General features: G+C 63.6%; 9 protein-coding genes. 5 read left to right on the plus strand and 4 right to left on the minus strand.

The window, feature by feature from the left end; genetic code table 11:
• The first annotated feature begins 6 nt into the window (after positions 1-6).
• The 3 genes from ligA to QRN04_RS01990 are packed head-to-tail and all read left to right on the plus strand — an operon-like array spanning position 7 to position 4356.
• Positions 7-2319, plus strand: a complete 2313-nt coding sequence (gene ligA / locus QRN04_RS01980; RefSeq protein ID WP_284974463.1) for an NAD-dependent DNA ligase LigA — start codon at positions 7-9, stop codon at positions 2317-2319.
• Positions 2316-3140, plus strand: a complete 825-nt coding sequence (locus QRN04_RS01985; protein ID WP_284974464.1) for an inositol monophosphatase family protein — start codon at positions 2316-2318, stop codon at positions 3138-3140. The genes ligA and QRN04_RS01985 overlap by 4 nt, the downstream gene beginning before the upstream one ends.
• Before the next feature lie 7 nt (positions 3141-3147).
• Entirely contained in the window at positions 3148-4356 is a 1209-nt protein-coding gene (locus QRN04_RS01990; RefSeq protein ID WP_284974465.1) for an AAA family ATPase, read from the plus strand.
• A 22-nt stretch (positions 4357-4378) separates the two neighbouring features.
• On the opposite strand, the gene QRN04_RS01995 is transcribed toward QRN04_RS01990, so the two are convergent.
• A complete protein-coding gene (locus tag QRN04_RS01995; protein WP_284974466.1) occupies positions 4379-5746 on the minus strand; it encodes an LLM class flavin-dependent oxidoreductase in 1368 nt (455 codons plus the stop codon).
• A 294-nt stretch (positions 5747-6040) separates the two neighbouring features.
• Between QRN04_RS01995 and QRN04_RS02000 the strand changes: the two genes are divergently transcribed.
• On the plus strand, positions 6041-6553 hold the full coding sequence (locus QRN04_RS02000; protein WP_284974467.1) for a GNAT family N-acetyltransferase: 513 nt from the start codon (positions 6041-6043) through the stop codon (positions 6551-6553).
• 29 nt (positions 6554-6582) lie between these two features.
• On the opposite strand, the gene QRN04_RS02005 is transcribed toward QRN04_RS02000, so the two are convergent.
• The gene (locus tag QRN04_RS02005) at positions 6583-7242 is read right to left on the minus strand and encodes a response regulator (RefSeq protein ID WP_284974468.1); all 660 of its coding nucleotides are present in this window, start codon (positions 7240-7242) and stop codon (positions 6583-6585) included.
• Positions 7235-8917, minus strand: a complete 1683-nt coding sequence (locus tag QRN04_RS02010) for a sensor histidine kinase (RefSeq protein ID WP_284974523.1) — start codon at positions 8915-8917, stop codon at positions 7235-7237. The genes QRN04_RS02005 and QRN04_RS02010 overlap by 8 nt, the downstream gene beginning before the upstream one ends.
• Positions 8918-9047: 130 nt before the next feature.
• Here QRN04_RS02010 and QRN04_RS02015 point away from each other — a divergent pair, with 130 nt between their 5' ends.
• Positions 9048-10532 (plus strand): CitMHS family transporter, encoded by a 1485-nt coding sequence (locus QRN04_RS02015; protein WP_502868745.1) that lies wholly within the window; start codon positions 9048-9050, stop codon positions 10530-10532.
• A 34-nt stretch (positions 10533-10566) separates the two neighbouring features.
• On the opposite strand, the gene QRN04_RS02020 is transcribed toward QRN04_RS02015, so the two are convergent.
• Complete coding sequence (locus QRN04_RS02020; RefSeq protein WP_284974470.1) at positions 10567-12090, minus strand: LCP family protein; 1524 nt, start codon at positions 12088-12090, stop codon at positions 10567-10569.
• Between the last annotated feature and the right edge of the window lie 2 nt (positions 12091-12092).

Genomic DNA, 12092 nt, shown 5'->3' on the forward strand with positions numbered 1-12092 from the left:
AGAGCTGTGAGCACACCAGAGAATCCTGATCCGGTAGACACCACGGTCCACGGCGCGGCTGCCGCCGTCGCGGCACAAGACGGGCCTTCGCCGTCGGCGTCCTTGCGCGACGAGTACGAGCAACTGTCGGACCTGGTCCGCAAATACCGGTATGCGTATTACCAGGAAGACGCACCCACGGTGTCAGACGCCGAGTATGACGCCCTCTACCGTCGACTGGAAGAACTCGAGGCGCTCCACCCGGAGCTTGTCTCCAACGATTCCCCCACCCAGGAAGTCGGGGGCGAAGTTTCCTCCGCCTTCGCCGCAGTGGAGCACCTGCAGCGGATGTACAGCCTGGACGACGTCTTCTCGTTGGAAGAACTGGAAGCCTGGGTCCGCAAAGCCGAGGCCTCTGTTGCGAAACTGGGTGACTCCGTGCCGCCCATTGCTTGGTTGACCGAGTTGAAGATCGATGGCCTCGCCGTGAACCTGCTGTACAGGGATGGCAAACTGGTGCGCGCGGCCACCCGTGGCGATGGCACCACGGGTGAGGACATTACCCACAATGTCCTGACCATCAAGGAGATCCCCCGCGAATTGAAGGGCTCCGGGTACCCGTCGGAAGTGGAAATACGGGGCGAGGTATTCATCCCCTCCAAAGCGTTCCTCGAGTTCAATGAGAAGCTGGCGGCTGCAGGGAAGGCTCCTCTGGCAAACCCCCGGAATGCCGCAGCCGGTTCCCTGCGTCAAAAAGATCCTGCGGAAACCGCCAAGCGTCCCCTCAGCATGTATGTCCACGGAATCGGCGCCCGCGAAGGGCTGGATGCCGCGAGCCAGTCCGAAACCTACAAGCTCCTGGAGGCGTGGGGGCTTCCCATCAGCCCTTATTTGAAGGTCCTGGACTCGTTCGACGACGTGCTGAAGTTCATTGCCCATTATGGCGAACACCGGCACGATCTCGCCCACGAGATCGATGGCATCGTGGTGAAAATTGATGACTTCGCCACTCAGCGTGCCCTCGGCAATACCTCCCGCGTCCCCCGATGGGCCGCTGCGTACAAGTACCCGCCGGAGGAGGTTCACACCAAGCTCCTGGACATCGCGGTCAATGTGGGCCGGACTGGGCGCGTCACGCCCTTCGGCCTGATGGAGCCCGTCAAGGTAGCCGGTTCCACGGTTGGCATGGCCACCCTCCACAACCAGGATGTGGTCAAAGCCAAAGGCGTGATGATCGGCGATATCGTGATCCTCCGGAAGGCCGGCGATGTGATCCCGGAGATCGTGGGGCCAGTGCTGGCGTTGCGGGATCAACAGGATCCGCCCGTCCGGGAATTCGTGATGCCCACCGAATGCCCCAGCTGTGGAACCCCGCTGGCGCCGGCAAAGGAAAGCGATGTGGACATTCGCTGCCCCAACGCCAAGTCCTGCCCGTCACAGCTGCGTGAGCGCGTGTTCCATGTTGCGAGCAGGGGCGCGTTCGATATTGAGGCACTTGGCTGGGAGGCCGCTGTTGCCCTGACCCAGCCCGCAGAGCCCGAGACCCCACCGCTGACCAGTGAAGCAGGGCTCTTCAGCCTCAAGCGCGAGGATCTTGCAGATGTCCTGATCCGCCGGGAAAAGCGTTCCAAGGGAGTGGGAACCGGCGAGTACGAGCTCGTTCCGTACTTTTACACCAAGGGAACAGCCAAGTCGCCCTCGAAGCCGACCGCTACCACGGAGAAACTCTTCGCGGAACTGGAGAAGGCCAAGAAGCAGCCGTTGTGGCGCGTGCTGGTGGCGCTGTCCATAAGGCACGTCGGCCCAACTGCCTCCCGCGCCCTGGCCACGGCGTTCGGCAGCATGGACGCAATCCGCAATGCCACCGAAGAGCAAATGGCACACGTGGACGGTGTGGGACCCACCATTGCTGTGGCGCTCAAGGAATGGTTTGCCGTGGACTGGCATAACGAGATCGTGGACAGCTGGGCTGCTGCCGGGGTCCGGATGGAAGACGAACGGGACACATCCGTGCCGCGGACACTTGAGGGTCTGACCGTGGTGGTCACCGGAACGCTGCCCAATTTCAGTCGGGACGAGGCGAAGGAAGCCATCATCATCCGTGGCGGCAAAGCCTCGGGGTCCGTGTCCAAGAACACCAGCTATTTGGTGGCCGGCGAGAGCGCTGGAACAAAGTTGGACAAAGCAGAGGCGCTGGGCGTGCCCGTATTGGACGAGGACGGCTTCCGCGAGCTTCTCGCGAACGGGCCGGTTGCGGCCGAGGCTGCAGCTGCACCCGCAGACGAAGCCCCACCCGCAGAAGCGGTTGCCGAGGACCTCATGGAAGCAGACGCGGAATGACCGATTCGATGGAACTCCTCGCTGTCGCCAAACGGGCTGCAGCGGCCGGGGCTGCCGTGCTTGCCCAGCGCTCCGCCAGCGGCACCGGTGGCGAAGGCCTCGATACGTCCAACAAGGGCGAGGCCGGCGACTGGGTCACGGCTTTCGATGTCGCCGCGGAGAACGCGGTCCGAGAAGCAATTGCCGCTGAACGCCCCCAGGACACCATCACCGGGGAGGAACACGGCACAACCCGCCCTGCAACTCCGTCGGGATATCGCTGGTCCATCGATCCCTTGGACGGAACCACCAACTTCATCCGCAACATCGTGTACTACGCCACGTCCGTGGCGGTAGCGGACGCCGACGGCGCGTGGTTGGCGGGCGTGGTCCATGCACCCGCGTTGGGACGGGTCTACTCGGCTGCCCGCGGTCACGGAGCGTGGCTTGAGATTGCAGGAGGGGAAACGCAATTGTCCGGTCCGGTGACCGGGCGGACAGGCCTCATCCTGGCCACCGGCTTCAGCTACGATCCTGCCACCCGCGCGGACCAGGCGGCCGGACTTGCCGGGCTGATGGACGGGTTTGCCGATGTGCGCCGGCTGGGTTCGGCAGCGTTGGATCTTTGCCTGGTGGCGGACGGCACTTTCGACGCCTACGGGGAACGTGGCCTCAACGAACATGACTTCGCCGCAGGTGCGTTGATCGCGGAAGAGGCCGGTTGCTGGGTGCGCCGCCCTCGGCTGCAAAGTCCGCTCGACGGCGGCCCCACCACCGATGACCGCCTGGCGGCGTGGATGTGTGCAGGACCATTGGAGCTATCAGGCAAATTCCCCTTGTGACGTCCCCATGATCCGCACTCTTGCCATTGCCAACTACCGGTCCATCCGTGAATTGGCCGTGGAACTGCACGGCTTGGACGTGGTGACCGGCGAGAACGGCAGCGGAAAATCGTCGCTCTACCGTGCGCTGCGGTTATTGGCAGAGTGCGCCGGGGGAGCCTCCGGGAATATAGTCGGCTCGTTGGCCAAAGATGGTGGCTTGTCATCTACGCTTTGGGCTGGCCCCGAATCAATCAGCGAAGCCATGCGGCGTGGTGAGGTACCGGTGCAGGGAACGGTGCGGCGCGAGCCCGTGAATCTGAAGCTGGGTTACTCCGGTGATGACTTTGGTTATTTGGTTGACCTTTGGATGCCAACCCCTAGTGGCTCGGGCTTTGATCCGGAAACAGGGCGGCCCCGCCGTTCGGCCTTCAGCTTGGATCCGGAAATCAAACGGGAACAAGTCTTCTCGGGGATGATCGCGAGGCCGGGTTCACTGCTGGTGGACCGCAAGGGTAACGTCGCCAAGCTACGGGGCCCCGATGGCGAATGGACCGAGCTTTCCCGTCGGTTGGATACGTTCCAGAGCATGCTCACGGAAATTTCGGATCAGGACCGGGCGCCGGAAGTACTTCAGGTCCGTGACGCTGTTCGCTCCTGGCGCTTCTACGATCACTTCCGCACGGACCCGGATGCTCCGGCGCGGCAGGCTCACATCGGTACCCGAACTCCGGTAATGCATCACAGCGGGAAGGACCTCGCAGCGGCCTTGCAAACCCTTCGTGAAGTTGGCTTCGAACGGCAGCTGGATGCCGCCATCGAGCACGCATTCCCGGGAAGCAGGGTAGGAGTTGCCGTCACCGATGGCCGGTTCAGCGTGGAACTGCGTCAGCCTGGCATGCTGCGTCCAATGCAAGCGGCCGAGCTTTCTGACGGCACACTGCGGTTCCTGTTACTGACTGCGGCTTTGCTGACTCCCCGGCCCCCGGAACTCATGGTTCTCAACGAACCCGAGACAAGCCTTCACGTGGATCTGATGCCGGCACTTGCCGAACTGATTGTTCAAGCCAGCGGCAGCAGCCAGATGATCGTCGTAACCCACTCGGAGGCGCTCCTGAAGGCTCTCCGGGACAGCGGCGCGGCGCACGAGCACGTGTTGTATAAAGATCTGGGCGAGACCCGAATCAAAGGCCTCGGAACCCTGGAAGGGCCACCGTGGAGCTGGCCCAAGAGATGACCCGGGCCAGCTGCCTGCCTCCCTAGAACGCAGACCCGATCGAGGTAAGTTCCTTGGCTTCCGCTCCCGCGTAGCGGTTCCCGGGGCGATCGAGTCCGTAGTGTCCCCGTAGCGTTGTGGCCGTGTACTCGGTCCGGAACAGGCCGCGCTGCTGCAGGATGGGCACAACGTGGTCCACAAAGACCTCCAACCCGGAGGGCAGCACGGGAGGCATGATGTTGAAGCCATCCGCGGCTCCGGCGAAGAACCATTCCTGGATGGCGTCGGCTACCTGATCGGGGGTTCCCGAGAACGTTCGGTGCCCACGACCGCCGCCGAGCCGGCCGATCAGCTGCCGAACGGTGAGTTGTTCGCGCCGGGCCAATTCCACAATGAGCGTGTACCGGCTCTTGGCTCCTTCAATCTCGTCCTCGGAGGGGAGGTCCGCCGGTAGCTGGCGGTCCAACGGGAGATCGTCGGGGGACAGCCGGAGGGTTTTAGCCAGCTGCTCCCGTGCGTACTCCGGCTTGATGAGCTCGTCCAGTTCGCGCTCAAGCTTGATCGCTTCGGCCTCGGTGGAGCCGATGACGGGCACAATGCCCGGCAGGATTTTGATGCTCTCGGGGTCGCGTCCGGCAGCTGCCGTCCGCGCCTTCACGTCGGAGTAGAAGGCCTGCGCGCCATCCAAGGTTTGGTGGGCCGTGAAGACCGCCTCAGCGTACTGCGCCGCCAAGTTCTTCCCGTTCTCGGAGGACCCTGCCTGCACGATCAGGGGGTGGCCTTGGGGTGAGCGGGGCACATTCAAGGGACCACGGACCCGGAAGTGCTCTCCCTCGTGGTCTATCACGCGGATCTTCGTATCGTCAGCCCACACTCCTTCGGCTTTATCGGCCCGGACGGCGTCATCGTCCCAGCTGTCCCAAAGCTTCTGGGCGACTTCGATGAATTCGGCTGCGCGTTCGTAGCGGACGGCGTGGGCCGGTTGGTCGTCCACGCCGAAGTTGCGGGCAGCATCCGGTCCTGCCGTTGTCACAACGTTCCATCCCGCACGTCCACCGCTGACCCAGTCCACCGAGGCAAAACGACGGGCCAGGTTGAAGGGATCGTTATAGGTAGTGGACGCCGTGGCAATCAGCCCGATCCGCTGTGTGGCGGCCGCAAGAGCCGTTAGCAACACAGTGGGCTCCAGTTTTCCTGCAGGGCGGCGGCCCACTTCACCAAACAGGACGGGGGAGTCCGCAAAGAAGATGGAGTCCAGCTTGCCGCGCTCGGCCGTCCGGGCCAGGTGCTGGTAGTGCTCCACTTTGGTAATCGCAAGGGGATCGCTCTCGGGCAGGCGCCATGAGGCTTCATGGTGGCCCGTGCTCATGAGGAATGCATTGAGGTGCAGCTGGCGGTCTGGCGGGGTCATGGGTTCTCCTCAGTTGGGGGTCTGTCAGTCAGGATGTCGCAACTCAAGCACCCTCCTGCCGCCCCCGCCAGCGGCCCGACATGTGCCCGCAACAGCGCGAAACGGGGGTTCATGACGCGCAACGGAGCTCAATTCAACGCCACGCAACGCAACGCTGAAGCAGTGGCACGCTTGCCTCTCGGAACAGCGGCACCCGGCCGTCCGACGTCGTGGGTTCGATCCGTGACTGATAGTTCCATCACGGAAAGGCCGGTTTGCGGCCTTGTGCGCCTGCCGGGCGACTACCATTGGTAGGTGCTTTCCCCGATTACCGTCCGTCCCGCCCTGCCGGAAGACTACGACGCCGTTGCCCGGATTACGCAGGATTCCTACGTCACGGCGGGCTACTACGGCGACGCCGACCACCCGTACCTGCAGAAGCTCCAGGACGTGGCAGGGCGCGCGGAACACGCTGAGATCCTGGTCGCTGAGCGTGACGGCAGGGTCATTGGTTCCGTGACGGCAGCCCCGGCCGGGGGAGGGTTCTCCGACATCGGGCTCGATGACGAGCTAGAACTACGCACCCTGGTGGTGGACCCGGCGGTCCAACGGTCCGGTGCGGGCCGCGCCTTGGTGCAGGCCGTCGTTGACCAAGCCAAAGCGATGGACGGCATCAGGGCGGTCTCGCTCACCACTGGCGCAACGTGGGAAAGCGCGAATGCCCTGTATGCGCGGACCGGCTTTGACCGTGCTCCGCACCGCGACTGGTTCGTTCCGGGGACGGACATAAAGCTGTTCGTTTACCGGCTGGAGCTCACGCAGCCGTAACGGCTAAGCCTCCAGGTCAGCCGGGCACATTAGCCCGGCACCCCGTAGCGGTGTTCCGGACGGCCCGTGGTTCCGTAGCGAAGTTGGATCTCGACGGCGCCATCGTCCGCGAGCGAGGACAAGTACCTTTGCGCTGTGGCCCTGGAAACGCCCACGCGTTCGGCGACTTCCACAGCGGAGTACGGCTCTCCGGGCTGCAAGGCCTCCAAGACCGCCGCCTCGGTCGCGGACCGCGGTTTCGCCGACGGCGTCACATCGCCGGGGATGAGTGCCCGCTTGGCCCGCTCGATGCTGCCTTGGTCCACGGTGGCTTGCCGGCCAAGAATCCTGCGGTACCGGGCGTAGGACCGTAGTTGCTGGGACAACGATTCCGCGGTGAACGGTTTCAGCAGGTAGCCCAGAGCGCCCCGGCGAAAGGCCGTCCGGATGGATGGAGCGTCGGAGGCCGCCGTCAGGATGATGGCATCGATGTCCAACTGCCCCAATAGATCAAGCCCTGAGCCGTCCGGTAAGTAGACATCCAGCAAGACCAGGTCGGGCCGGAGGCCGTGGATGGACTGTAGCGCCTGCGACACCGAACCTGCCGGGGCCAAGGCCATGAAACCGGCCACGGAATCCACATAGGCAGCATGGAGCCTTGCAACGTGGAAATCGTCGTCCACAATCAGAACCCTCAAGTCCTCAACCACTGCTGTCCTTTCCCGACGTTTCCCCGGTCTTAGCCCCATTCATCACACCGGGGACCGTCGCCATGAAGACGGCGCCCGGTCCGCCTTGCCTACCAGACTCCAGCACGCGAACTTCACCACCACGGCGCCGTGCGAGTTGGCGGACCAGTGCCAGGCCAAGTCCTTGTCCGGCCCCCGGCCGGGCGGCGTGGGTGGCGGTGGTGAATCCCTCGGCAAAGACCTCCTCGGGTTCCAGGTTTCCCAGGCCATCGCCGGAGTCGCCCACCACGATGTGGAGCGTGCCGCCGTCGTCGTCAGCGTCCAGCAGTTCCACCTCCACCCAGCGATCCGCGGCGGAACCGTCGACGGCGGCGCTGACCGCGTTGTCGATCAGGTTGCCGAGCACTGTGGTTACGTCTTGGGGATCGGCCACGTGTCCGCGAACCAGTGTTTCAGGGCCTATCCGTAAGGCGACGCCGCGCTCCGAGGCTTCCATGCTCTTGGCTCCCACAAAAGCCTGCAGGTAGGCGTCCTGGAGGAGTTCGGCCTGTTCCACGGGAAATTTGAGCGGACCTGTTGCCGAGACACGGGCCAGGTACTCTTCGGCTTGCCGGTGCTGCCCCATGCTCATGAGCCCGGCGATGGTGTGGAGTTGGTTGGCGAATTCGTGGCGCTGGGCGCGGAGTGCCGCGCTCATGGTTCCAACCGCGTCGAGCTGGCGGGTCAGCTGCTGCAGTTCTGTGCGGTCGCGCAGCATGACCACCCAGCCGAGGTCCTCCCGGCGGTGCCACGCTTTCCGGGCGCTGGCAACCAACACACGGCCACCGGCCACGATCTCGACGGCGTCCGCGTCCTGCGCGGCAGGTTTGGTCATCGCCTTCAGTTGCCCAGGTACTGCTGCGCCGGACCACGCTTGGCCGGTCACATCGGGAATGCCGAGGAGCCTCGATGCTGCCGCGTTGAACACGGAGATTCTTCCGTCCGCGCTGATGCCGATCACGCCGTCGTCCACTCCTTGGAGGACCGCGACCTGGTCGTGGACAAGTGTGCTGATTTCCTCCGGCTCCAGGCCGAGGGTCAGGCGCTGCAGTCGTCGTCGAAGGAGGAACGATGCCAGGACACCGGCAAGCAGGGCGCCGCCGGCAGTCAAAGCAATCGGGGTGATGTCGCTGGCCAGGCTCTTGGTCAGCGATTCCACGGAGTAGCCAACGCTCACCTCGCCAACGATCGTCGTGGACGAGGCCGGCGCATACACCGGGACCTTGGCTCCGGCAGAGGGCCCCAGTGTGCCCGTGTTGCGGGTGGTGATCTCCGCCCCGCCAAGGGCCACGGACGGGTCCGTGCTGACGCGCTCGCCCAGCCTGGCGGTGTCAGGATGCGCCAGCCGGAGCCCCGTTTCATCCGTGATGACCACGAACAGCGCTCCTGTCCGGGCGCGCACCGATTCGGCGGTCGCCTGCAGGGGACCCGCAGACAGCACCGCCGGGGGAGGCGTGCCCACCTCCCTGCTGATTTCCTGGACGTCCGTCCTGACCGTGGGGTCGGCAGCCACCGTCCGGGCGAGCGTCAACGCCTGGTTTTCGGCCTCGCTGCCGATGCGTTGGTAGACCAGCCACCCGTGCACAACGCCACTGAGCATGACCACCAACAGGACCACGCCCAGCTGGAGGAGGAGCGTTTGGGTAGAGAAGCGCATGCTGATCCTGGGCACCTGCCCTCCTTTCCTCCTGCTCCATTGAAGCACTGAGCACAATGCGCACAACGTCCGGAATGAGCAGTATTCCGAACAAATCCCGGAAACCCCGGCCCGTGATCCTCGCCACTATATGTTCCGTAGTGCGCATCACACCGCTGTGGTGCCATTCACAGTTGTAAAGGAGCCGGCCATGCTGGTTTTGCTTGGATTCGCAATGATTGCGGTATTCATGGTCCTGATCATGACCAAAAAGATGACGCCGGTCTTGGCGCTGATCATCATTCCCACCGTCTTTGGACTGTTCGCCGGCGCGGGCCTGGGCATTGGCCCCATGGTCATGGATTCGATGAAGTCGATGACATCCACGGCAGCGTTGCTGATGTTCGCCATTATCTTCTTCGGGATGATGATCGACGTCGGCCTGTTCGACCCCCTGGTGAAATTCATCTTGCGCAAGCTGGGCAACGATCCGGCCAAGGTGGTTCTCGGAACGGCCATTCTTGCTGCTGCGGTCTCCCTCGACGGCGACGGCTCCACGACGTTCATCCTCACCACTGCGGCCATGCTCCCGGTGTACCTGCGCCTCAAGATGAGCCCGGTCGTGTTGACCTGTGTGGCTGGCTTGGCCAACGGAACCATGAACATCCTTCCCTGGGGTGGCCCGACGGCCCGCGCCGCAACCGCGTTGAAGATCGACGTGAACGACGTCTTTGTCCCCATGGTCCCGTCATTGATCGTGGGGCTGGTTATTGTGATGGTCTTCGCCTGGCTGCTCGGCCTTCAGGAACGCAACCGCCTGCGCGCTGTGGCACCGGAGATGTGGGGCGAAACAGCTGAGGCTGGTGGCACCTTTGGTTTTGGCCGCAGCGCACGCAAACCCGTCGACGGCGGAGGTTCCGGCGTCGCGCTCTTGGGAAACGAAACTGTAGCGACCCTCGTGGATTCCCACGACGCCGCCATGGCACATACCGCCCTGGACCCCAACCGCACAACGCTGCGGCCCAAGTTGTTTTGGTTCAACCTGGTGCTGACGGTAGCCGTGATGGTGGTCCTGGTGGCGAATGTCATTCCGCTCCCGTTCGTGTTCATGGTGGGCTCCGCCATCGCGCTGCTGGTGAACTTCCCCAAGGTCAAGGAACAAGGCGCCCAGCTCGTCGCCCATGCACCCTCGATCGTCGCCGTCGTCAGCATGGTCATGGCCGCTGCAGTCCTCACCGGTGTCCTTAACGGCACCGGCATGGTCAAAGCGATGTCCACGTGGCTGGTTCAGATCATCCCTGCGGACATGGGCCCGTTCATGGCAGTCATCACCGGGCTGCTCAGCATTCCGATGACGTTCTTCATGAGCAACGATGCGTTCTACTTTGGTGCGCTCCCGGTGTTGAGTGAAACGGCAGCACACTATGGCGTCGGAGCGGCGGACATGGCCCGCGCATCGATTACGGGCCAGCCCTTCCACCTGCAGAGTCCCTTGGTCCCGGCCATCCTCCTGTTGGTTTCCCTAGCGAAGGTGGAGCTGGGCGATCACCACAAAAAGGTCCTCTGGCGCACGGCGGTTATCTCGCTGGCCATGCTGCTGGTTGGCGTCCTGACAGGCGCGATCGGAATCGGCTAAGCGAGTCTTCCTCCAGCCGATCACCCCGCCGCCATCAGCCGGCGGGGTTGGTTGCCTGGCAGGTCTGGTCGTTGCCCGTCTTGGCTGCGATGCCCGCTGGTGCGGCCGCAGGCAGGACGGGCTTGTCGCCGGTTGCGAAATCTTCGCCAGCGTAGAGCTGCACACCCTGAATGTTGTTGACCTGCTGGATGTTCGCTGCAGGGAGGCCGAACTGAGCTGCTATGTCGGCCGCGACGTCCTCAAAGCCGGCTTGGTAATAGACCATGGTGGTGGGCCTGGCGTCTCCTTGGAGCCGCGTGACCTTAGTGTAACCAGCCGCCGTGACCATTGCCGCGATGGCATTGCTCCTACCCGAGACGCTGGTTCCATTGGCAACACTGATGGGCTGCTGCGCCTTGTCGAAGGAAGGCTTAGGCGCCGCGGTAGTGGGGGCGGCCGACGGGCTTCCGGCCTGGGAAAGGTCTGGGCTGTTCCGCAATGCGGCAAAGAGGTTCGAAGCAGCAGGCTCGTCCAATTCCAGCCTGTTCGGATCAGAAGCGGCAGGAACCGTCGGGACCGTCACGAAATCCACCTTGGCGGGGTCGATGTTCTTGAGCCGGTCCGCGAGGGTCAGCAGGGCGGGAATGGAGGCCAGGCCATTATCCACCGTCAGGTTCTTGGTCATTGTGTCGGCGATTGCCAAGACTTTTTGCGGATCGCTCAAGGTGCCTTCGGACTTCACCTTGCGGGTCAGGGAGGCCAGGAAAGACTGCTGAGCGGCAATGCGGCCAAGGTCGCCACCGTTGGCGAAAGCGTGGCGGGTGCGAAGGAACGCAAGGGCCTGGTCGCCCTGGACTTGCGAGGTTCCTGCGGGTAGGTGCAGTCCGGACTCCGGGTCATCCACAGCGGAGGCAACGCAAACTGACACGCCGCCTACAGTGGACGATAGCTCCTTGACAGCGTTGAAATCAGCCATCATGAAGTGGTCAACCTCCAAGCCCGTGAGCTTGTTGATGGTGTCCACAGCGCAGCCGATTCCGGCTTCGGCCATGGCGCTGTTAATCATCGCAGCCTGCCGCGCGGGATGTTCCTGGCCGTTGCTCTGGTCCTTGCACGCTGGCACGTCAACCAGCAAGTCCCGGGGGAAACTGATCACATTAACGTGGTTGTTGTCCGCGGAAATATCCACCAGCATCATCACATCGGATTGACCGTAGCCCGAGGACTGATCGACGGAGCCGTACTGGCCGTTCTTTCCGCTCCTGGTGTCACTTCCCAAGACGAGGATCTGGAGGCGGTCTTTGCTGTCATTTACCGGGCCTTCGGTCCGAACGCCGCCGGCCCCCAGCGCAGTCGCCGAAATGTTCGATTGCAACCGCCATACCCAATAGCCGCCGAACGCTACCACTCCCAGAAGGAGGGCAGCTACCACAATGACGGTGACCCTTAGCCAGCGGCGGCGTCCCCGTGGGCGGCCGTGACGACCCAGGCTGCCTTCAACGAGGGTGCCTTGGCCGGGGTAGCGGGCCTGATCCGCAACTGGGGAGTTGGGGTCGGGACTTTCGTGACGACCGAACACAA

The organism is Arthrobacter sp. efr-133-TYG-104, from assembly GCF_030208915.1.
In the GTDB taxonomy this organism is placed as follows: domain Bacteria; phylum Actinomycetota; class Actinomycetes; order Actinomycetales; family Micrococcaceae; genus Arthrobacter.